The sequence below is a fragment of the Nocardia sp. NPDC005366 genome (genome assembly GCF_040606855.1).
In the GTDB taxonomy this organism is placed as follows: Bacteria; Actinomycetota; Actinomycetes; order Mycobacteriales; family Mycobacteriaceae; genus Nocardia.
Genome location: NZ_JBEXFQ010000008.1, coordinates 1 through 22,301, shown reverse-complemented (window position 1 = coordinate 22,301; position 22,301 = coordinate 1). Strand labels below are relative to the sequence as shown.

21 protein-coding genes are annotated in these 22,301 nt (G+C 66.8%); 10 read left to right on the top strand and 11 right to left on the bottom strand.

Annotated elements, in window-relative coordinates; translation table 11 throughout:
- The first annotated feature begins 9 nt into the window (after window positions 1–9).
- The 10 genes from ABZS43_RS11530 (at window position 10) to ABZS43_RS11485 (ending at window position 10,618) form a co-directional block, all read left to right on the top strand.
- A complete protein-coding gene (locus tag ABZS43_RS11530; protein WP_355035773.1) occupies window positions 10–2,133 on the top strand; it encodes an ABC transporter permease in 2,124 nt (707 codons plus the stop codon).
- Window positions 2,111–2,824: an ABC transporter ATP-binding protein gene (locus ABZS43_RS11525; RefSeq protein WP_355035772.1), complete on the top strand. Its 714-nt coding sequence runs from the start codon at window positions 2,111–2,113 to the stop codon at window positions 2,822–2,824. The genes ABZS43_RS11530 and ABZS43_RS11525 overlap by 23 nt, the downstream gene beginning before the upstream one ends.
- Before the next feature lie 62 nt (window positions 2,825–2,886).
- Entirely contained in the window at window positions 2,887–3,594 is a 708-nt protein-coding gene (locus tag ABZS43_RS11520) for an ABC transporter ATP-binding protein (protein ID WP_355035973.1), read from the top strand.
- Window positions 3,591–3,965, top strand: coding sequence for a hypothetical protein (locus ABZS43_RS11515; protein WP_355035771.1), 375 nt, complete (start codon window positions 3,591–3,593; stop codon window positions 3,963–3,965). Before ABZS43_RS11520 ends, ABZS43_RS11515 begins: the two co-directional genes overlap by 4 nt.
- A gap of 313 nt (window positions 3,966–4,278) precedes the next feature.
- Window positions 4,279–5,445, top strand: a complete 1,167-nt coding sequence (locus ABZS43_RS11510) for an acyl-CoA dehydrogenase family protein (protein WP_355035972.1) — start codon at window positions 4,279–4,281, stop codon at window positions 5,443–5,445.
- Window positions 5,445–6,209 (top strand): SDR family NAD(P)-dependent oxidoreductase, encoded by a 765-nt coding sequence (locus ABZS43_RS11505; RefSeq protein ID WP_355035770.1) that lies wholly within the window; start codon window positions 5,445–5,447, stop codon window positions 6,207–6,209. The genes ABZS43_RS11510 and ABZS43_RS11505 overlap by 1 nt, the downstream gene beginning before the upstream one ends.
- Window positions 6,209–7,459, top strand: a complete 1,251-nt coding sequence (locus ABZS43_RS11500) for a CaiB/BaiF CoA-transferase family protein (protein ID WP_355035769.1) — start codon at window positions 6,209–6,211, stop codon at window positions 7,457–7,459. Before ABZS43_RS11505 ends, ABZS43_RS11500 begins: the two co-directional genes overlap by 1 nt.
- Window positions 7,456–8,301 carry an enoyl-CoA hydratase-related protein gene (locus ABZS43_RS11495; protein ID WP_355035768.1) on the top strand — a complete coding sequence of 282 codons (846 nt, stop codon included), beginning with the start codon at window positions 7,456–7,458 and terminating at the stop codon, window positions 8,299–8,301. The genes ABZS43_RS11500 and ABZS43_RS11495 overlap by 4 nt, the downstream gene beginning before the upstream one ends.
- On the top strand, window positions 8,294–9,439 hold the full coding sequence (locus ABZS43_RS11490) for an acetyl-CoA C-acyltransferase (protein WP_355035767.1): 1,146 nt from the start codon (window positions 8,294–8,296) through the stop codon (window positions 9,437–9,439). The genes ABZS43_RS11495 and ABZS43_RS11490 overlap by 8 nt, the downstream gene beginning before the upstream one ends.
- Before the next feature lie 27 nt (window positions 9,440–9,466).
- Window positions 9,467–10,618, top strand: a complete 1,152-nt coding sequence (locus tag ABZS43_RS11485; RefSeq protein ID WP_355035766.1) for an acyl-CoA dehydrogenase family protein — start codon at window positions 9,467–9,469, stop codon at window positions 10,616–10,618.
- Between the two features lie 123 nt (window positions 10,619–10,741).
- On the opposite strand, the gene fabG is transcribed toward ABZS43_RS11485, so the two are convergent.
- The 11 genes from fabG to ABZS43_RS11430 form a co-directional block, all read right to left on the bottom strand.
- Window positions 10,742–11,485: a 3-oxoacyl-ACP reductase FabG gene (gene fabG / locus ABZS43_RS11480; RefSeq protein WP_355035765.1), complete on the bottom strand. Its 744-nt coding sequence runs from the start codon at window positions 11,483–11,485 to the stop codon at window positions 10,742–10,744.
- Window positions 11,482–12,309 (bottom strand): TauD/TfdA family dioxygenase, encoded by an 828-nt coding sequence (locus ABZS43_RS11475; protein ID WP_355035764.1) that lies wholly within the window; start codon window positions 12,307–12,309, stop codon window positions 11,482–11,484. Before ABZS43_RS11475 ends, fabG begins: the two co-directional genes overlap by 4 nt.
- Window positions 12,310–12,338: 29 nt before the next feature.
- A complete protein-coding gene (locus ABZS43_RS11470) occupies window positions 12,339–12,890 on the bottom strand; it encodes a nuclear transport factor 2 family protein (RefSeq protein WP_355035763.1) in 552 nt (183 codons plus the stop codon).
- A gap of 43 nt (window positions 12,891–12,933) precedes the next feature.
- A complete protein-coding gene (locus tag ABZS43_RS11465; RefSeq protein ID WP_355035762.1) occupies window positions 12,934–13,794 on the bottom strand; it encodes an SDR family NAD(P)-dependent oxidoreductase in 861 nt (286 codons plus the stop codon).
- Window positions 13,791–14,333 carry a nuclear transport factor 2 family protein gene (locus tag ABZS43_RS11460; RefSeq protein ID WP_355035761.1) on the bottom strand — a complete coding sequence of 181 codons (543 nt, stop codon included), beginning with the start codon at window positions 14,331–14,333 and terminating at the stop codon, window positions 13,791–13,793. Before ABZS43_RS11460 ends, ABZS43_RS11465 begins: the two co-directional genes overlap by 4 nt.
- Window position 14,334: 1 nt before the next feature.
- The gene (locus ABZS43_RS11455; RefSeq protein ID WP_355035760.1) at window positions 14,335–15,783 is read right to left on the bottom strand and encodes an aldehyde dehydrogenase family protein; all 1,449 of its coding nucleotides are present in this window, start codon (window positions 15,781–15,783) and stop codon (window positions 14,335–14,337) included.
- A 2-nt stretch (window positions 15,784–15,785) separates the two neighbouring features.
- Window positions 15,786–17,492, bottom strand: coding sequence for a thiamine pyrophosphate-binding protein (locus ABZS43_RS11450; protein WP_355035759.1), 1,707 nt, complete (start codon window positions 17,490–17,492; stop codon window positions 15,786–15,788).
- On the bottom strand, window positions 17,482–18,405 hold the full coding sequence (locus tag ABZS43_RS11445) for an SDR family NAD(P)-dependent oxidoreductase (RefSeq protein WP_355035758.1): 924 nt from the start codon (window positions 18,403–18,405) through the stop codon (window positions 17,482–17,484). Before ABZS43_RS11445 ends, ABZS43_RS11450 begins: the two co-directional genes overlap by 11 nt.
- 23 nt (window positions 18,406–18,428) lie before the next feature.
- Window positions 18,429–20,252: an NAD(P)/FAD-dependent oxidoreductase gene (locus ABZS43_RS11440; RefSeq protein WP_355035757.1), complete on the bottom strand. Its 1,824-nt coding sequence runs from the start codon at window positions 20,250–20,252 to the stop codon at window positions 18,429–18,431.
- A gap of 25 nt (window positions 20,253–20,277) precedes the next feature.
- Window positions 20,278–21,654: an aromatic ring-hydroxylating dioxygenase subunit alpha gene (locus ABZS43_RS11435; protein WP_355035756.1), complete on the bottom strand. Its 1,377-nt coding sequence runs from the start codon at window positions 21,652–21,654 to the stop codon at window positions 20,278–20,280.
- A gap of 27 nt (window positions 21,655–21,681) precedes the next feature.
- Window positions 21,682–22,301 (bottom strand): SDR family oxidoreductase (locus ABZS43_RS11430; RefSeq protein ID WP_355035755.1); only part of this gene is annotated, 620 nt, incomplete at its 5' end.

The window sequence follows — 22,301 nt, the reverse complement described above, 5'->3', positions numbered from 1 at the left end:
ATCGCACTGATGGAGCAATTCATCGCCTTCGGGATCGTCGGCCTCAGTACCGCTGCGATATACGCCATCATCGGCAGCGGGCTGGTGCTGACCTACACCACAACCGGTGTATTCAATTTCGCGCACGGTGCCGCCGGCATGATCTCGGCATTCGTGTACTGGCAGCTCACGATCGGCTGGGGCTGGCCGACCCCGACGGCGATCGTCGTCGTGCTCTTGGTGTTCGCGCCCCTGTTCGGCCTGGCATTCGGCAAGGCGCTCGCGCCGACTCAAGGGCTCGGCGACGCGGAAAAACTCGTGATGACGATCGCGCTGCTGTCCGGCCTGATCGTGCTCGCGCGGTGGATTTGGAATCCGAACGAGTCGCGTTCGCTGTCGCGATTCTTCGCGGACAAGAAGTCGATCGACCTCGGCGTGGTGACGATCACCTGGCATCAGGCTCTCACCATGGTCGTCGCCGTCGTGGTGGCGATCGCGCTGCGAGTCCTGTTGTTCCGCACCAGGACCGGCGCCGAGATGCGGGCGACGGTCGATGATCGCGCGCTGGTGGGTCTGACCGGCGCCGATCCCAAGCGGGCCAATCGGGTCGCCTGGATCCTCGGCATCGAACTGGCCGCGATCGGCGGCATCCTCATCGCGCCGACCGTGGCGCTGGATGCCGCGCAGCTCTCGCTGCTGATCGTCAGCGCGTACACCGCGGCCATTTTCGGCAGGCTGAAGAGTCTGCCGATGACGTTCCTCGGCGCGGTGGTGGTCGGGCTTATGGAAAGTTATCTGACCGGATATCTTCCGCAGAACGAGTACCTGCCCGGCCTGCGCCTGGCGGCGCCGGCATTGCTGCTGTTCGTGGCATTGCTGGTGTTCCCGCACGGCAGGTTGCGCGGGCGTGATCGCAAACTCAATCCGGTGCCGTTGCCGACGATGACCGGTTCGGTGGCATTCGCGGCGACGGTCGTCGTGCTCGGCCTGATGCTGGCGACCATGCTCACCGAGTCGGATCTGATCACCTACGGCGCCATGTTCGCCTGGGCCATGATCGCGCTGTCCTATGTGCCGCTTCTCGGATTCGCCGGACAGATATCACTGTGTCAGCTGAGTCTGGCCGGTATCGGCGCTGTCGCGTACTCACACCTCGGGCCGGACGGCCAGTGGTGGGCGATACCGGCGGCGATGGGAATCACCGCGGTGGTCGGTGCGGTGATCGCGATCCCGGCGTTGCGCTTGTCCGGCGTCTACATGGCATTGGCCACGGCGGCGTTCGCGGTCATCCTGGACCGGTGGATCTTCACGCTGCCGTCCTTCGAGATCCTCGGTATCAAGATCGCGTTGTTCGATCAGGGCTCGGTCTCGCTGGTCGGCCCGGATCTGTTCGGATGGAAACTGGAGAGCATCGAGGAGATCACCGTCTTCGCCGCGGTCTGCGTCGCGGTGATCGGATTCGGTATCGCGTTGCTGCGCCGCAGCAAATACGGTCGCAGGCTCATCGCGTTGCGTGACAGCGAAGCGGCCTACGCCACTCTCGGCGGCAGTCTGCTCATCGCGCGGGTGCTGGTGTTCGCCCTCTCGGCGGGCATCGCGGGACTGGGCGGTGCGCTCTACGGCATGCAGTCCCAGGCCGTCGCGCCCGAGCAGTTCGGTCTGGTTTCCGGTCTGCCGGTCTTCCTGGTCGTCACCATCGCGGGTCTCGGCGCGATCGGCGCCGGCATGTTCACCGGTCTCGCTCTCGCGGGTCCGCTGAAGGTGATCCCCGTGCTGTGGCCGGGATTGTCGAACCTCGCGCAGGTACTGCCCGCTCTCGGCGGTATCGCCGCGGGCGGCGGTGTGCTGAAGGAGGGCGCCATCGGTCCGATGCGTCGGGACTGGTTCCCGATGCTGCGCGACAAGCTCGTCGCGCCGCTGCTGGTCGCGGTGATCCTCGGCCTGTGGGGCCTGCGCCTGATCGAGGTGATCGACGGCTGGGGCTTCTTCTTCGGCGTGGTCGCGGCGGCGGTGGCCGGACGTATCTGGCACGCGGAGCGGACCAAGCCCGCCCCGGAGACGCTGGAGATCCCGGTGGAATGGCTTGGGGTCAAGCGACCGTGGACATCGGAAGACGAGGAGGTGCTCGATCGTGGCGTCACTGCTGGAAGTTGACGATGTGACCGTCGTGTTCGGCGGCAACCGGGCGCTCGACGGTGCGGGCCTGCGGGCCGAACGTGGTCACGTGACGGGTCTGATCGGTCCGAACGGCGCGGGTAAGTCCACATTGTTCGACGTGATCGGTGGTCTGCGTAAACCGACGACGGGGCGGGTGGCGATCGGCGGCGTCGATGTCACCAAGCACGGGCCCGCGCGGCGCGCCAAGCACGGGCTGGCCAGGACATTCCAGCGACTGGAACTGTTCGGGCGGCTCAGCGTCCGCGACAACCTGCTGGTCGCCGCGGAACTCGGTCCCGAGCGCAGGCACGCGAGCCGGATCGCCGACGAGATCATCGACCGGCTCGACCTGCACCACATCGCCGATGCCTCCGCGGACGCGCTGCCGACCGGCACCGGACGACTGGTGGAGGTGGGCCGTGCCATCGCGGCACGGCCGAGCCTGATCCTGCTCGACGAACCCGCGGCGGGCCAAGACCACACCGAGACCGAACGTTTCGGGGAACTGCTGCGCTCGCTGGCCGACGAGGGCGCCGCGGTGCTGCTCGTCGAACACGACATGGGTCTGGTGATGAACGTCTGTGACCAGGTGTTCGTACTGGATCTGGGCAAGATGATCGCCTCGGGTCCGCCGGAGGTCATCCGCAACGACGAAACCGTACTCGCCGCCTATCTGGGGGACGTATGACAGTTCAGAGCCCGAACGCGGGACAGGCGGTGGCAGGGGGTTCCTCGGGATCCTCGGCCGGCGTGGGAAACCTGCTGGAACTACAGGAGATCCGTGCCGCCTACGGGGCGATCTCGGTGTTGCACGGTGTCGATCTGGCCGTCGCGCCAGGGCAGGTCGTGGCCCTGCTCGGTCCCAACGGCGCGGGCAAGACCACGACGTTGCAGGTGATCGCGGGTAACCATCCCGTCGTCTCCGGACGGCTCGTGCTCGGCGGTCGCGATGTCACCGGCGTCGATCCGCGCGATCTGGCTCGCGCCGGGGTCTGCCTGATCCCGGAGGGGCGCGGGGTCTTCCCGAACCTCACCGTGCGCGACAACCTGTTGATGATGACCTTCACGGGACGGTCGAAGGCCGAGATCGAGGAGATCGCGTTCAGTCGCTTCCCGATTCTCGGCAAGCGCGCCGACCAGATCGCGGGCACCATGTCCGGCGGCGAACAGCAGATGCTGGCGCTGGCGCGCGGTCTGGCCACCGATCCGGCCGTGCTGCTGCTCGACGAACTCTCCATGGGCCTCGCGCCACTGGTGGTCGGGCGGCTCTACGACGAGGTCGCCGAAATCGCCAGGCAGGGTGTCGCGGTACTCGTGGTCGAACAGTTCGCGGCCTCGGTGCTCGACATCTGCCATCACGCGGCCGTGCTGGTGCGCGGTCGTGTCGTGCGGCAGGGTCATCCCGAAGACGGAATCCGAAATGAATTGGCAGCCCTCTATTTAGGAAGTTCTACATGACCGAAACACGTGCCGACCGGTTCGTCCAAGAACTGAACGCGCTCAAGATCCCGGACCCCGCGGCGGGCCGCTCCGGATTGTGGCTGCGTACCGGCGTGACCCTCATGGTGGTGGGTCTGGTGGTGGCGGTGCTGGCGTACTTCATGTCGCACGGCACCACCGATCCGCTGGCTCAGCGCGACGCCATCACCCTCGCCCTCGGCGGGGTCGCGGCGACCGTGGTGGGATCCGCGCTGTTCCTGCGGTATTCGCTCACCAACTTCCTGCGATTCTGGCTGGCGCGTCAGTCCTACGATCTCGACGCGCTCGGCAACAGGGTCGTCGGAAACGACAACAACCGGTACGACGGCGTCGCCGCCGCTCCCCGGTAATCGACAGTGCCCGCCCTGCGGCGGGCCGTGGATGTCGTATCCGGCGAACACGTTTCGCCGGATACGGTACAAGCCCCCGGTGCGGAGCCGCACCAGTGGCGGCAGACGTTCGGGAAAATCCGTCTCGACTGGGGAGACGGATGGGCTACGCGCTGGATACCGAACAGACGCCGGGTGGACACGGTGCGTGCGGTCCATCGACCGCACGCACCCGTGTGCGCCGTGGTGATCGTGACTGGATCAGCCGACCGGCGGGACCGGATCAGAGGAAAGTGGAGGTGCGGATGTGTCCGGCGAGACCAATAGCGAGGGCATGAACTTCGAGCTGTCCGAGGATCAGGAGCTGATCCGCAAATCGGTGGCGGAGTTGTGCCGCAAATTCGACGACCAGTACTGGATGGAAAAAGACCTGGCGCACGAATTCCCCACGGAGTTCTACAACACGATCGCCAGTGGCGGTTGGCTCGGCATCACCATTCCAGAAGAATACGGCGGACACGGCCTCGGCATCACCGAAGCCACGATTTTGGCCGAAGAAGTTTCGCGCTCCGGCGGCGGCATGAATGCCGCGAGTTCGATCCACATGTCGATCTTCGGAATGCATCCGGTGGTCGTGCACGGTTCCGAGGAATTGAAACAGCGCACGCTGCCGCGTATCGCGACCGGTGATCTGCACGTCTGTTTCGGCGTCACCGAGCCGACGGCGGGTCTCGACACCCCGCGCATCACGACATTCGCGCGCCGCGACGGTGACCACTACGTCGTGAACGGGCGCAAGGTGTGGATCTCGAAGGCACTGGAATCGGAGAAGATTCTGCTGCTGACACGCACCACCGCCTACGACGACGTCACCAAGAAGACCGACGGCATGACGCTGTTCCTGACCGATCTGGATCGGGCGCACGTCGATATCCGGCCGATCCGCAAGATGGGCCGCAACGCCGTCAGCTCGAACGAATTGTTCATCGATGATCTGCGTATTCCGGTGGAGGACAGGGTCGGCGAGGAGGGGCAGGGTTTCCGCTACCTGCTCGACGGACTCAATCCCGAGCGGATGCTCATCGCCGCCGAGGCGCTCGGGCTCGGCCGGGTCGCGCTGGATCGCGCGGTGCGCTACGCCAACGAGCGCGTCGTGTTCGACCGCCCGATCGGCATGAACCAGGGCATCCAGTTCCCGCTGGCCGATTCGCTGGCCAGGCTCGACGCCGCCGAGTTGATGCTGCGCAAGGCGACCTGGCGCTACGACAACGGGAAATCCTGTGGGCGCGAGGCGAATACGGCAAAATACCTGTGCGCCGACGCCGGCTTCACCGCCGCCGACCGGGCACTTCAGACACACGGCGGTATGGGGTACTCCGAGGAGTATCACGTATCTCGCTACTTCCGGGAGGCGCGCGTCATGAAGATCGCCCCCGTCAGCCAGGAAATGATCTTGAACTTCCTGGGTTCGCACGTTTTGGGATTGCCGAGGAGCTACTGATGGCGCAGCAGACGTTGTTCGACCTCACCGGGCGTACCGCCCTGGTCACCGGAGCCGCGGGCGGCATCGGCTCGGCCGTCGCCCAGGCGCTGGCCAACGCGGGCGCCGCGGTGCTCGTCACCGATCTCAACGGTGACGCGGCCGCCGCGGTCGCGGAGAAGATCACCGCCAACGGCGGCATCGCGTCGAGTTTCGCCCTCGACGTCTCCGATCGCGAGGCGGCCGGAGCCGCCGCCGAAGCGGCCTCGAAGCTGGGCGGCGGCACCCTGCACATCGTGGTGAACAACGCGGGCGTCACCGCCCCCGCCATGTTCCGCGACACCACCGCCGAATCGGTGAAGAAGATGATGGACATCCACGTGATGGGCACCATCAACTGCACGCAGGCCGCGCTGGACTACCTGCCGACCGACGGCACCGGGCGCGTCATCAACGTGACCTCGGCCGCGGGCATCGTCGGCACCCTGGGACAGGTGAACTACTCGGCCGCCAAGGCCGCGATCATCGGCATCACCAAATCGCTCGCCAAAGAACTGGCGCGCAAGAACATCCTCGTCAACGCGCTCGCGCCGCTCGCCGCCACGCCGATGACCGAGACCATCCGGACCAACGAGCGGTTCTCCGAGCAGATGCTCAACCGAATCCTGTTGCGCCGCTGGGCCGAACCCGAAGAGGTCGCGGGCGCGTTCGTATTCCTCGCCTCCGACGCCGCCTCCTTCATCACCGGCCAGGTGCTGCCGGTGGACGGTGGCACGGTCATCTGATGGCGGCCTCCCCGCAGGACACCGCGTCGAGCGGACCCGGCAACCCGGGCCCGCTGGCCGGGATCACCGTCGTCGCGCTGGAGCAGGCGGTGTCGGCGCCGATGTGCACCAGGACCCTCGCCGATTTCGGCGCGCGGGTGATCAAGGTGGAGAATCCGGACGGGGGCGATTTCGCGCGGTACTACGACGATGTCGTCAACGGCCAGGCCGCCCATTTCGTCTGGGTGAACCGGGGTAAGGAATCGATCACTCTCGACCTGAAATCCGCAGCGGGAGTGGAAATTCTGCACCGGCTGCTGAGTCGCGCCGATGTGCTGGTCTCCAATCTCGCACCGGGAGCGGTGGCCAGGCTCGGCCTGTCGCCCGCCGAACTCGCCGAGCGGCATCCGGATCTGATCTCGGTGGAGATCGACGGCTTCGGCGCGGGCGGTCCGCTGTCGCACAAACGTGCCTACGATCTGCTCGTCCAAGCCGAATCGGGGGTCTGCGCGGTGACCGGCACCGCCGACGCACCGGCCAAGCCGGGGCCGCCGGTAGCCGATGTCACCACCGGACTGTACGCGGCGCTGTCGATTCTGGCGCAGCTGTGCGGGCGGGGACGCGGCGCGGTCACCTCGGGGAACAGCATCGCGGTCAGCCTGTTCGACACCATGGCCGAGATGATGGGGTATCACCTGACCTACGCCCGGCATTCGGGAGTCGATCTGTTGCCGTTGGGGATGAGTTCTCCCGCGGTCGCCCCCTACGGCGCGTACGCCACCGCCGACGGCCGAACCGTCGTCCTCGGGACCACCAATGACCGGGAATGGCGGCGGTTGGCGACAGATATCATCGGCAGGCCCGATCTGGCCGCCGACGAGCGATTCCGCACCAATCCCGACCGGGTCCGCCATCGCGCCGAAATCGATGAGGCGATCGCGGCCTGGTGCCTGCGCCACGATCTGGCCCAGATCCAGAAGATCGCCGACGACGCGGGGATCGGCAATTCCTGCTACAACAAGCCGAGCGAGGTCATCGACCACCCGCAGTTGGTCGAACGCGATCGGTGGCGCACGATCGAGACCCCGAACGGGCCGATCCCTTCGCTGCTGCCGCCCGCGGTCATCGACGGTTTCGAACCGCCGATGGGCGCGGTACCCGGCCTCGGCGCGCATACCGACGCGATACTCGCCGAAATCGGTTGCGGTGCGGGCGATATCGCCCGGTTACGGGAATCTGGCGTGATCGGTGCCGCCGGGGTGCGGCGATGACCGCCGAACCCGTCCTACTGACCGCCGACCACGACGGGGTCCGTACCCTCACCCTGAACCGCCCGCACCGCAAGAACGCCATCGACGCCGAACTCTGGGCGGCGCTGGCCGACGCGCTGCGCGCGGTCGCCGCCGATCGCTCGGTGCGCGCGTTGGTCATCACCGGGGCGGGCGGCGCATTCTGTTCCGGCGCGGATATTTCCGTGCCGGATAACGCGCATCCGATCTACCGGATGCGCGCGCTCACCGATGTGGCCGCGCTCCTGCACGAACTGCCGCTGCCGACCGTCGCCAAGGTCACCGGCGTCGCGGTGGGCGCGGGCTGGAATCTCGCCCTCGGCTGCGATCTGGTGGTCGCCACCCCCGAGTCGACGTTCTCGCAGATCTTCGCGCGCCGTGGACTGTCGATGGATCTCGGCGGATCGTGGTTGCTGCCGAAACTGGTCGGCCTGCAGCAGGCGAAGCGACTGGCGCTGCTCGCCGAGAATATCGACGCCGAACAGGCCCACGATCTGGGCCTGGTGACGTGGGTGGTACCCGCCGCCGAAATCGACGCCTACGTCGATGATCTCGGCGCGCGGCTGGCGGCAGGACCCCCCGTCGCGCTGGCGCAGATCAAGGCGCTGCTCAACGAGGGCGCGGTGTCGACACACAGGGAGGCGCTCGCGGCCGAGGCCAGGGCGCAGGGACTGAATTTCGCGACCGCCGACGCCCCGGAGGCCTTCGCGGCCTTCGCCGAGCGACGCGAACCCAGCTACACCGGGCGCTGGATGATCGAACGTCCGCCGATCCGGGCCGCGGGCGGCGCCAAGAAATCCGAGAACGGGAGAACTGATGCGTGAAGTAGTCATCGCCGGGGCGGTTCGCACCGCTGTCGGCAAACGTAACGGCGGACTGGCCGGGGTGCATCCGGCGGATCTGTCCGCCCTCGTGCTCAACGCGCTGGCCGAACGCACCGGGCTCGACCCGGTGGTGGTCGACGACGTGATCTGGGGCTGCGTCTCCCAGGTGGGCGACCAGTCCAGCAATATCGGCAGGTATTCCGTGCTGGCCGCGGGCTGGCCGGAGAGCATTCCCGGCACCACCGTGAACCGCGCGTGCGGATCGAGCCAGCAGGCCGTGGATTTCGCGGCCCAGGCCGTGATGTCGGGACAGCAGGACGTGGTCGTCGCGGGCGGTGTGGAGGTGATGAGCCGCGTGCCGCTGGGCGCGGCGCGGGGAACCGGTATGCCCTACGGCCCGAAAGCGTTGGGGCGCTATGACGGGTTCGTCTTCAATCAGGGGCTCGGCGCCGAGATGATCGCCAAGAAATGGGGTTTCGATCGCACGCAGGTCGACGACTACTCGGCGCGGTCGCACGAGCTGGCCGCCGCCGCGCAGGACGCGGGCGCGTTCGCCGACCAGATCGTCGCGGTGGACACCGAATCCGGTGTGGTGAATCTCGACGAGGGCATCCGCCGCGGCACGACGACAGAGAAACTCGCCGGTCTCAAGCCCGCCTTCCAGGAAGACGGCGTGATCCACGCGGGCAACTCCTCGCAGATCTCCGACGGTGCGGCCGCCCTGCTGCTCACCACCCCGGAGAAGGCGCGCGAACTCGGTATGACGCCGTTGGCGCGCTACACCGCGGGCGCGGTGGCGGGTTCGGATCCGGTGCTCATGCTCACCGCTCCCATCCCCGCGACCGAGAAGGCGCTGGCGAAGGCCGGTCTCGCGCTCGGCGATATCGGTGTCTTCGAAGTGAACGAGGCGTTCGCGCCCGTTCCGATGGCCTGGCTGGCCGAAACCGGCGCAGACCCCGCGCTGATGAATCCGCTGGGCGGCGCCATCGCCCTCGGCCACCCGCTCGGTGGTTCCGGCGCGGTGCTGATGACCAGGATGATCCACCACATGCGCGACAACGGGATCAGGTACGGACTGCAAACCATGTGCGAGGGCGGCGGCACGGCCAATGCCACCGTCTTGGAACTGATTTCCTGACCCTGCTTCCCGAACGGAGGTACCGGCGTGCGCCGCGACCTTTTCACCGAAGACCACGAGGCGTTCCGGCAACTTGTCCGGGACTTCATCGACAAGCAGATCGCCCCGAATTACGCCCAGTGGGAGAAGGACGGGCAGATGCCGCGCGAGATCTTCCGCGAGATGGGCGGTCTCGGCATCCTCGGCGTCGCGCTGCCGGAGGAGTACGGGGGAGCGGGACTGCGTGACTACCGCTACAACGTGATCCTGCAGGAGGAGGCCGCGCGGGCCCTGGTCACCCTCGGCACCGTGCGCACCCAGCTCGACGTCATCCTGCCGTATTTCCTGGAGTACGCCGACGCCGCGCAGCGGGAACGCTGGTTCCCGGGCATGGTGAACGGAGAACTGCTCACCGCGATCGCCATGACCGAACCGGGTACCGGCTCGGATCTGGCGGGTATGCGCACCAGCGCGGTCCGCGACGGCGACCACTACATCCTCAACGGCGCCAAGACCTTCATCACCGGCGGACTGCTCGCCGATCTGGTGATCGTGGTGGCGCGCACCTCCACCGATCCGGACAACCGCCGCGCCGGACTCACCCTGCTCGTGGTGGAGGACGGTATGCCAGGCTTCACCCGAGGGCGCATGCTGGAGAAGATGGGCTGCAAGGTGCAGGACACCATGGAGCTGTCTTTCTCCGATGTCCGGGTGCCGGTGGAGAACCGGCTCGGCGAGGAGGGCGCGGCCTTCGGCTACCTCGGGCACAATCTGCCCCAGGAACGCATGACGGTCGCGGTCGGCTCGGTGGCCCAGGCCCGCGCGGCGATCGGCGCGACCATCGAATACACGAGGGAGCGCAAGGCTTTCGGCAATACGGTGTCCTCGTTCCAGAACACCAAATTCGAATTGGCCGCCATGTCGGCTGAGGTCGAGGCGGCCCAGACGATGATCGATCGGGCGGTCGCGGATCTGGTCGACGGAGTCCTCTCCGGTGCGGACGCGGCGCGGACCAAATTGTTCTGCACCGAAGTGCAGGCCAAGGTGGTCGACCGTTGCCTGCAATTATTCGGCGGATACGGCTACATGATGGAATATCCGATCGCCCGGCTCTACACCGACGCCAGGGTGGCGCGGATCTACGCGGGTACCAGCGAGGTCATGAAGATGATCATCGCCCGCGATCTCGGCGTGTCCTGAACATTCCCGAAGTCTGGAGTTCGGGGCCGGTCCCACCCGCCCGGTGGGACCGGCCCCAGCTGTCGAGTCCGGCGTCCCGGCCTCGACTGTCGTCGCCCACTTCCGCCGTGGAGGACGTGTGATTCAGGTGTTGCGGCCTCCGTTGACGCCGATGATCTGCCCGGTGACGTAACTGGCTTCCTCGCTCACCAGGTAGGCGCAGGCCGCGGCGATATCCTCCGGCCTGCCGATACGACCGACCGGGGTGCGCTCGGTCTGGCCTTCGACGTCGAAGAAACCGCGCTCTACCGCTTGACGCAGCATGGGGGTATCCACGAAACCGGGCGGGATGGTATTGACGGTGATCCCGTTCCTGGCGAATTCCAGTGCGAGCGATTTGGTGAGGCCGACGACGCCGGATTTGGCCGCGACGTACCCGGCCAGCCACGCCGAGCCGCTGTGCACACTCGACGAGGAGATGGTGACGATACGCCCCCAGCCCTCCGCGATCATGTCGGGCAGCACCGCCTGGCAACAGTCGAACGTCCCGGTGAGATTCACCGCGAGCGACTGATTCCACATCTCGGCGGTGACATCGAGGAAGTTGCGTTCGATACTCAGTCCTGCGCTGGTCACCAGGATGGTCGGTCTGCCGAGCCTGGCTCGCGTCTCGTCGATGCCCGCGTCGATGGCCGCCCGGTCGGTGACGTCGACGGCCAAGCCGATGGCTTTGCCGCCCGCCTGCTCGAGTTCGGAGGCCAGGGCAACGGCAGCCTCGCCGTCCAGATCGAAGATCGCGACGAGATTGCCGTCGGCGGCGAGGCGGGAGGCGACGGCCGCGCCGATACCGGATGCCCCTCCGGTGACTATCGCGGTCCGTGAACTCATCCGATGGCCTCGTCACCGGCGAGGGTGGAACGGTGCATGCGGCGCGGCTCCGAACGGTCGAAGGCGCAGGCGCGGTGCACCAGGCCACGGTTGTCCCAGATGACCATGTCGCCGACCGTCCAGCTGTGCCGGTACACCCGATCCGGCGCGGTCGCGCGCTCCTCCAGACCGAGCAGCAGCGCCCGGCTCTCGTCGGGGTCCATCCCCACCACCTGCGCCGCCGTCGCGCCGAATACCAGGGAACGCCTGCCGGTTTCGTGCTTCCACACCAGCGGGTGCTCGCGCACCGGCCAGCGTGCCCAGTCGGCTTCCTGCTTCGGTGTCGGATTCGGGTTCGCCCGGCGCTGGACTCCCGACATGCTGTGGACGACCCGGAGTTCGGCGTACTGCTGCTTCTCCGTCTCGGTGAGCGCGTCGTAGGCCGCGTAGGTGCTGGCGAATTCGGTCTCACCGCCGACCGAGGCCGTGACCCGCGCGCTCATGATCGATGCCTTGGCCGGGATCGGGTCCAGGGACCCGTCGAGATGCCAATGATCGTTGGCGGCGAAGTATTTCGCGCTCGGGTTGCCCGGGTCGAAGCTGATCTCCATGACCTCGGGGTTCGCGTAGTGCGGGAATTTGACCAGCTCGCCGAGCCGTCGACCGAACGCGACTTGGGCGTCGTCGTCGGCGTGCAGCTCGCGAAACAGCAGCACCCCGTGTGCCTCGAGCGCGTCGAGGCACCACGCGGGTATCTCGTCGTCGTGCAGCAGACGGTCCACGTCGACGTCGCGTATCTCGATGCCGACGTCATCGCTCAATCTCTCGGTGGTGATGGGTGACATGGCTGCCCGCTCTCCTCGCCGTTGTTCGCTCACGCGGGGATATGCGGCGCGCGCGTATTTTCCAGGGGACGTCGGTAGGACGGGTCGTCGCTACTGCGCGATGGGGTGCCGTTGTCGTAGACGCCGGGGACGTCGGCGAAGGGCAGCGGCATCGTCGGCACCAGTCCGGACCACTCGATCGCGTTGGTGCGCAGCGCGATTCGCCACTCGCCCGCACGACGTTCCAGCCGGTCCAGGTAGCGTCCGCCCGCTATCCAGTTGCTCTCGTCGCGATTGCGCCCGACGAACAGGTAGTAGGTCTCGGTATGCGCGGTGTCGCCGTCCACATCGCAGGTGTGGTTCAGCAGATTGTGATGGGTGGCGACCTGGCCCGCCTCGTGCATGGCCGAGGCCCAGTCGTACAGGTCCGCGGGACCTCCGACGAAATCGCCCGCGGCGATGGTGGCATCGGAATGGAAAGCGGACAGGAACAGCTCGCGGTCGAACCGGTCCATACCGCGACTGAATCGAGTCAGGCAGTCGAGAATGTCCTGGCGGTCGAGCAGCGATGCGAGCCGGTCCGTTGTCGTCGAGCTGGTCATGATCTTCTCCGAAACTGAATCTGTGGCGGGGGTGTGGACCTGGTCATACCGGTGACCAGATCGGTGCGCCGCGAGTGGCGCGCAGGGACGGGACCTCGGCCCCGTCGACGTCGGTGACCCCGTACTCCCGCGCGAGCTCGGCGGTGATGAAGGTGCCGCCGGTGCGGGCGAGAACATCCGGATCCGACGCCATGGCCGCGATGACGCGCCCGGGGAATTCGGGCGTGCAACTGTCCTGCGGACGGGTGGCGGACTGCCCGCTCAGCCCGGGGATCGCGGCGAGATTGCGTTGCGCGCGTTCGGTCAGCGTCAGGCCCTGCCACAGCGAGATCGAGGTCACGCCATAGGGTTTCAGCTCGACGGCCATATCCCGCGCCATCCGGTCGACCGCGGATTTCGCGGTGCCGAAGACGACGCCGTAGGTGTAGGCCACCCCGGTGTAACCGGAGATCGCGACGATGAGACCACTGCCGTGCGGCACCATGAGCCGCGCGGCATGACGGGCGGCGACGAAATTCGAGCGAACCCCGACGTCGACCATCTCCCAGTTCGACAGTGGTTTCTCCCAGAACGGTTCCGGGGCTGTCAGGTCATCGGGGAGCGCGAACGCGTTGTTGACGAGGATGTCGAGCGTGCCCTGTTCGCGTTCGACCCGGTCGAACAGGGCGGCCACGTCGTCGTCGTCGCCGTGGTCGACCCGGACCGCGATCCCGGTGCCGCCGCGACGATCACATTCCCGCGCCGTCTCGGCCAGGCTGCCGGGCAGCGGATGCTCGCCCGCCGTCGTGGTCCGGCCGCTGACATAGACCGTGGCGCCCTGCTCGGCCAGAGCCAGCGCGATACCCTTGCCGATCCCTCGGCTGGCTCCGGTGACGACGGCGACCTTGCCCGATAACGCGGTCACGACGAATTCTTCGTCCCGAAGAACACGGTGCTGTGATCGCCCGACGTCCGGCCGATATAGCGGCGGCCGGACAGTTCCGCTCCCAGCACACCCTGCGACCAATCGGCCGCGACGCCGCCTTCACGCACCCAGTCGTAGAGCATGGTGCGCTTGGCGATGCGCCACCGGCCGTCGCGTCGTTCGAAGCGGTCGAGGTAGCGCCCGCCCAGGGCGATATCGCGCTCGTCGGCGCCCATGTCGACGCGGTGATAGGCGTCGACATACGTTTCGGCGAGCCCGATTTCGCCGTTCAGCTCGATCAGAGTCTGTCCGAGCAGATGCTGGGTGAGGATCACCGCGGGCGATCCCGGCACCACCCAGTTCAGGTAGTCATCGAACGACCCGGCGAAAATACCGAAATCGGTCGAGGCGTCCGGCCAGAAGGACGCGGCGATCGCCGCCGCGTCCCTGCGGTCTTCCCCTCTGGCCAAGCGCACGATCTGTTCGCGGATACTCGCTTTATCGAGCAGGGCCCGCAATTCTTCGGGTTCGACACTCATCTCAGGTGGCCTGGGACGCCGACTCGTCCGGGGCGGCGTACCCGAGAATGCCCTTGATCTCCAGATAGTCGTCGAATCCGAATTCGCCCCATTCGCGACCGTTTCCGCTCTTGCGGTAGCCGCCGAAGGGAGCCTGGAAATCGAAGGCGTCGTTGATCGTGACGTAGCCCGCGCGGATGCGGCGTGCGACCGCGCGCGCCTGTTCCAGATCGGCGCCGGCGACATTGCCCGCGAGACCGTATTCGGAGTCGTTGGCGATCTCGACGGCGTGATCGATGCTGTCGTATCCGAGGATGGTGAGCACCGGGCCGAAGACCTCTTCGCGCGCGATCGTCATATCGTTGGTGACGTTCGCGAAGACGGTCGGCTTCACGTAGAAGCCGGTGCTCAGCCCATCCGGACGGCCGACGCCGCCGGTCACCAGCGTGGCACCCTCGTCGATACCCTTCTGGATCAGCGACTGGACCTTCTCGAACTGCGCGCCCGAGACCACGGGGCCGAGGCCGACATCACCGGTCGGGTCGCCGACCGTCAACTGCTCGGTCGCCTCCTTCGCCGCGGCGATCGCCTCGTCCATCCGGGCCGCGGGAACCAGCATGCGTGAGAGCGCACTGCAGGTCTGGCCGGAATTCATCATGAGCGGGCCGATCGCGGCACTGACGTTGGCCGCCAGGTCCGCGTCGTCGAGCACGATATTGGCGCTCTTGCCGCCCAGTTCCTGGGTGACCCGTTTGACGCTCGGCGCCGCGTTCTTGGCGACCTCGATACCCGCGCGGGTGGAGCCGGTGAACGAGATCATGTCGACATCCGGATGTGCCGACAGCGGCACACCGACGCTCGGTCCGTCACCCTGCACCAGGTTGAACACTCCGGCGGGAACGCCTGCGGCATCGAGGATTTCGGCGAAGATCTGCCCGGAGAACGGCGATTGCTCCGAGGGTTTGAGCACCACGGTGCAGCCGACCGCGAGCGCGGGGAAGACCTTCACCGCGATCAGGCTCAACGGCCAGTTCCACGGGGTGATGAGCCCGCAGACACCGATCGGCTCCTTGGTCACCAGGGTGGCGCCGCGCTGCTCGTCGAAGGCGAAATTCTCCAGGGTCCCGATCGCGGTATCGAGGTGTCCGGCAAGGAGATTGAGCTGGAATCCGTTGGCCAGCGCGGCCGGTGCGCCCATCTCCTCGGTCAGCGCCGCGCCGAGGTCGCCCATGCGTTTGCCGAATTCCGCGCTGATGGCGCGCAGCACCTCGAGCCGCTCCGCCACCGAGGTCGCCGACCAGGTGGGGAACGCCGCGCGGGCGGCTGCCACGGCCCGGTCGACGTCCTCGGCCGAGCCCTTCGCGACCCGGCCGGTGACCTCTTCGGTGGCCGGATTCACCACGTCGAAGAATTCCGAGGTGGCGGGCTCGACCCATTTACCGCCGATGTAGAACGTTGAATATTCGCGCATGACTACTGTGTCCCTTCCGCGTACCACGTGCGGAACTCGTCGTAACTGGGCATTTCCTCGGAATTCGCCTTCGGATCGATCGCGACGTGGATGACGCCGGGCTTGCCGCTGGCGTAGGCCCGCTTGATCGCGGGCGCGATGTCCTCGTCGCGCTCGACGTATTCGCCGTAGCAGCCGAAGCCCTCGGCGACCTTGTCCAGTCGCGTCCCGGTGCTCCAGTGCACGCCGGTCTCCAGCGAGCCCTGGCCGAAGGTGCGCTTGTAGACGCCGACCTCCAGGCCCCACGCGTAGTCGACGGCGACCACGACGACCAGCGGAAGATTCAGCCGGACAGCGGTTTCCAGTTCCGCGATCTGGAACTGGAACGACGAGTCGCCGGTGACGAGCATCACCGGACGCTGACGGCCCTCGGCGACCGAGGCGCCGACGGCGTAGGGCAGGCCGGTGCCGAGATGACCGAAGTTCTGGTTCCAGATCACGTCGTGCGGCTTGGCCTGCGAATAGGTCCAGCCGAAGATCGTGGTGGCGCCGCCATCGCGGACCATGATGCCGTCGGCCGGGAATGCCTTGGTGGCCTCGACGATCAGTCGCGCCGGATGCACCGGGGTCTGCCCCGACGGCGCGGTCTCGGCCAGTTCCGCCAGACGTGCCGCGTCCTGTTCGATCCAGCCCGCCAGCTCCGGCGTCGCGGTGCGCGGGGTGTCCTTCAGCGCCTCGACCAACTGCGGAACCACCGCGCGCAGATCGCCGACCAGCGGAACGTCGATCGGGCGGTTGACGCCGATCGCGTACGGATCCTGTTCGATCAGAATCCATTTCCGGTTCGCCTCGTTCGCGACCCAGTGCCTGCCGCGACCGTAGTGCACCGGCTCACCGAGTTCGGTGCCGATGGCCAGGCACAGATCCGACGCCACGACCGCTTCGACCGCGGAGGGGGAGAAGCCGTACGGGAAGGTGCGGTCCTCCAGTCCCTCGATGTAGGAGGTGCCGCCGGAGGTCTGGATGACCGGGCAGGCCATCGCCTCGGCGAGCGCGCGCACCGACGCGCCCGAACGGGTGGTGTGCACGCCGTGCCCGACCAGCAGGACCGGCTGCTTCGCGGCGCGGATCAGCTCCGCCGCCTCCGCGATCAGGTCCGTGCCCGCGGTCTGGCCGACCAGGCGGTAGCGCGACGGCGGCAGCGGCTCCGGCACGTCCAGCTCTTCGAGGATGACGTGCGAGGGGTATTCGATATAGACCGGACCCGGGGTTCCGCCCAGGGCCTTGCGCAGGCCCTCGCGGATGATCTCGTCGGTCTGGTCCGCGTACTCGATGCTGGCCGAGTACTTCACCGACGGCTCGAACAACGCGGCCTGCTTGACGAATTGGATCCGTCCGCGGCGTACGCGCTGTTCGGTGATCCTGGCGCGCTGGCCGCCGAGGAAGATCACCGGCGAATTCTCCACCTTGGCGCACATCATCGCGCCCGCGAGATTGGCCACACCGGGGCCGAGGGTGCCGATGCAGACCGCGGCCTTGCCGGTCATCCTGGACACGGCCTCGGCCATGAAACCGGCGGATTCCTCGTGGTGGGGTGCGATCACGTTCCAGCCTCGCTCCTCCGCGAGATGGAACATGTGCACGAAATTGGGATCGGGGATCCCGAAGATCGTGTTGATGCCCTCCGCTTCGAAAAGCGCGAGGATGCGTTCGTAAACCTTAACCGACATGCTGGCCTGCCTCCGTGGCTAGCGCGAAACTCTTCGTGAGGTGTTCTACGTGTCCCGTGGTCGCGGGGAGAATCCACGAATCCGCCGTATCGCGGATCGCGTCGATCTGCTCGCCGACCTGTTCGATGGACCACGAGGGTCGATAGACCCCCGGGGTCTCCGCGATGTACGCGCGTGCCACCCGGCCCCCGACGGCCACCAGCATTTCGCCGGTGACCGAACATGTTTCGTGGGCGAGCCAGCCGACGGCGGGCGCGATCAACTCCGGGCCCATCGGCGGGTAGGCCGAGGTGTCGAGTCCATCGGCCAGCCGGGTCACCGCGGCGGGCACGATGATATTGCTGCGCACACCGGATTCGGCGCCCTCCAGCGCGATCACATTGGACAGACCGATCATGCCCGCCTTGGACACCGCGTAATTCGCGACGCCCTTGTTGCCGTAGAGCCCGCCGATCGACGAGGTGAGCACGACGCGGCCGTAGCCCGCGTCGGCCATCACCGGAAACGCCGGGCGCACAACGTGAAACGCCCCGCGCAGGTGCACGTCGAGTACGGCGTCGAAATCCTCGTAGCTCAGCTCGCGCAGCGAGCCGTAGCGGACATTGCCCGCATTGTGCACGAGGATGTCGACGCGGCCGAAGTTGTCGAGTGCCGACGCGATGATCGCCTGCCCGCCCTCGGCGGTCGCCACCGACTCCGTGCACGCGACCGCGGTGCCGCCGGCGGCTTCGATTTCCGCGACCACCTCGGCCGCGGCATCCACCTCGACGGTGTCGCCGCGCACGCTGCTGCCGGGGTCGTTGACGATCACCTTCGCACCGCGGGAGGCGAGCAGCAGGGCGTACGCACGCCCGAGTCCGCGTCCCGCTCCGGTGATCACGGCGACGCGATCATCGAATCTGAGTTCCGGCAACGGATCTCCTCCTTCTGCGATAGTCACTTGTCCAGGACGAGACCCTGGAGGTCTCCCGCGTCGCGCCAGGCCTGGAACAGATCCTCGAGCGCGTAGAAACCCGGCCAGTAGGGGTCACCGAGATGCGAGCGGATGTTCTTCTCGCCCTCGTTGTTGTAGTAGCCGGGCGTGCACTCGCGCTGGAAGGCGGTGTTGTCGACCGCGGATTCCCGGATGGTTGTGCACCATTGCTCGACGGCTTCCTCGGTGGGTTCGACCGTGCTCGCCCCGGATTCGAAAGCCTTGGCGAGGATGTAAGAGATCTGATTCGCCTGCTGGTCGAACATATCGGTCGTGCTCGCGGTGACGCCGCCCTGGATGAACCCGGTGAAGAACACGTTCGGGAAACCACGGGTGGTGAGCCCGTGCAGGGTCTTGTACCCGCCCGCCCAATGCTCGTAGAGCGAGAGTCCGTCACGGCCGGTGAACGGCGCGATGCCGAGGCGACGGTCGAGATCGGTGGTGATCTCGAAGCCGCTGGCGAAGATGATGCAGTCGACCTCGTGCTCGACGCCGTTGGCGATGATGCCCTTGGCGGTGATGCGTTCCACGCCCTTGGTCGCGGCCACGTCGACGAGGGTGACGTTATCGCGGTTGAAGGTCGGCAGGTACTCGTCGTTGAAGCACGGCCGCTTGCACAGGAACCGGTAGTACGGCTTGAGCGCCTCCGCGGTCACGGGGTCCTTGACGATGGCGTCGACCCGCTGGCGGACCCGCTCCATCGCCCTGTAGTCCTCGATTTCGCGCAGCTCCATGAACTTTTCCGGAGTCAGCGTCGCCCAGCCGCCCGTGGCGGTCAGGTGCGCCTCCAGGTTGCGGCTGACCTCGGTCCAGCCGTCGCAGATCAGATCTTCCTGGCCGGGGGCGAAGGCCTCGAAGGCCGCGGTGTGGAAGTTGCGCTTGCGCTCACGGGTCCAGCCCGGCTGCAGCGTGGCGGCCCACGCCGGATCGGTGGGCACATCGCCGCGCTCGTAGATGTAGGACGGCGTGCGCTGGAAGACGTACAGGTGCTCGGCGGATTTCGCGATATGCGGAATCACCTGGATGCCACTGGCTCCGGTGCCGATCACGGCGACCTTCTTGTCGGCCAGTTTGTCGAGGCCGCCGTTCAAGGTGCCGCCGGTGTAGTCGTAATCCCAGCGGGCGCTGTGGAAGGTATGCCCCTGGAATTCCGAGATCCCCGGAATGCCGGGCAGTTTGGGCTTGTTGAACGGGCCCTGCGCCATGATGACGTACTTGGCGCGGATATCGTCGCCGCGGTTGGTGCCGAGACGCCAGTGCTTGCTCGCCTCATCCCATTCGAGGGAGGTCGTCAGCGTGCTGAAGATGGCGCGCTCGTAGAGGTTGTAATGCTTGCCGATGCGCTGCGCGTGCTCGAAGCACTCGTCGCCGCGAGCGTACTTCTCCTTCGGCATGTAGCCGGTTTCCTCGAGCAGCGGCAGATAGGCGTAGCTGTCGGTGTCGCACTGGATGCCGGGGTAGCGGTTCCAGTACCACGCGCCGCCGAAATCGCCTGCCAGCTCGATGATCCGGAAATCGGTGACGCCCGCCGCTTCCAGCCGGGCCGCCGCGATCAGGCCCGCCCACCCGCCGCCGAGAATCGCCACGCCGATCTCTTCGGTGATCGGTTCGCGGGGCACGACCGTGGTGTACGGATCGCCCTCGTAGAACTCGTTGAACCCCTCCTCGGTCACCAGGTACTGGTCCTGGCCTTCGGTGCGGATTCGCTTGTCGCGTTCGGCGAGGTACTTCTCCCGGAGTGCGTCGATATCGACTTCGGGGGTCTGCGTGGGTGCGCAGTCAGTCATGCGGGTTTCCTTGCTGGTGTGGTGATCAGACGAGATCGCGTGGTTCGCCGGTACCCATGTACCGGGCGAGGTTGTGGTGCAGGTTGACCACGCTGCGTTCGCGATAGGGATTGGGTTTGATGCCGGAGAAACCCCGGGATTTCATGCCCTGCTGGACCGCGGCCATATTGTCGAAGTCCTGGGGAAGGACGGTTCGCCAACCAGGATCGCCGACCGGTGTGTACTCCCACTCGGTCTGCGGCTCCTGCCCCTCGGGGAAGAGTTCGAAGACGGCGGCCTCGAAAATGCATTTGTCCGGATCGGCGCCGTAGGGCCGGAACCGGTAGCACAGCATGTTGTTGACCGCGTGCCCGATCTGGAAGTTCGGGAAGATCTGCCACGCGGTGCCGCTCTTGGCGACGATATCGGGTTCGACCTTCGGCCAGTCGACCCCGCGCGCCTGATCCTCGGCGCGGGCGGTGTCGAGCCAGTACCGCAGCACCTGATCGCTCGGAGTGCCCTCGGGCAGTTCGTCGACCAGCCGGTTGGCGACGTCGACGAGGGTGCGCGTGGTGTTGGTGTTGGCGTTCTCCCAGGTGAAATTCTGCAGGGTCGCCGTCGAGATGCGCGCGTCAGCGCCGCCGCCGACGCGCAGCTTGGCCTGGTTCTCCTCCATGCCCTTCGGCGCGTCGTAGCCGATATTGCTGTGTATACCCTGCTGCCGCGACCATCCGAGGAAGCTGCCGAAATTGGTGAATTCGGGGTGGGTGTAGGGCACATGGTAGGTCTCCATGAATGCCTCGAAGGCGACCTTCCAATTGCAGTCGAAGGTCAGCCACTTGCGCCACCGGTACCGCATCTTCTCGAGTTCGAAATGCTCGAGCAGGCTCGCGGCGGGTTCGAGGTAGTCGCGCAGGGATCCGGAGTCGGGATCCATATTGATCCAGATCCAGCCGCCCCAGGTGTCGACCTTGACGTGGTTGAGCCCATCGTTGCGTTCGGTGAGCCCGCAGGGCCAGTCCTCGCGTTCGGCGACGAAGGTGTTCTTGCCCTCGAGGTCGTAGCGCCACCCGTGGAAACCACAGACGAACTGCCGCGCGGTGCCGCGGGCGTCGTGCGCGCCGGGCGGGGTGTCGACGAGGCGACGGCCCCGGTGCGCGCACACATTGTGGTAGGCGCGAATGGTGTCGGCGGCGGTGCGCGCGACGATGATCGAATCGTCGACGATCTCATAGGTCAGGTAGTCGCCGACCTTGGGGATCTCCTCCACTCGCCCGACCTGCTGCCAGACCTTGGCCCACAGCTTGTCGCCTTCGGCTTTGGCGTATTCCGGGGATATGTATGCCTCGACACCGATCGACATCGGAGTCGACAGTGGTTCCGTCGTGGCGTTCTCGGTGATGTTTTCAGCGGTTTCGGTCATGACATCCTCCTGGTGGAAACCGTGGTGTCAGCGGGTGATGGCGGCGCGGAAGTTTTCGTCTTTGAGGAACAGCGAGGTGTGGTCCTCGCCCAGGTGGGTCCACCTCAGGTTCAGGCCCCCGTCCACGAGCAGGGTCTGGCCGGTGACGTAGGTGGACAGATCCGACAGCAGGAACAGGATGGGTCCGGCCTGCTCCTCGGGACGGCCGCGTCTGCCCATGGCGATGGCGCGGCGGTCCCGCTCGGGATCCTCGTCGACGTAGGCCCCGGAGGCCGGTGTCTCGGTCACGCCGGGCGCCACCGCGTTGACCCGGATGCCGTCCTGGGCCAGTTCCACGGCCAGGGTCCGGGTGGCCGCGACGAGCGCGGCCTTCGCGGTCCCGTAGGCGATGTGGAACGGTGCGGTATTCATACCGCTGATCGAGGAGATGGAGACGATGGAACCGGGGCGGCCCTGAGCTTTCAGCTCCGCGGCCACCGCCTGGCTCATGAAGAACATGGTCTCCAGGTTCTGGGCGAACAGTGCGCGCCAGTCCTGCCTGGTCACCCGTGTGGCGGGCATCCACGTCGCGGGTGCGGCGCCGCCCGCGACATTGACCAGGCCGTACAGATCGCCCGGAGCGTCGCGAGCGTGCTCGAGCACGCTCG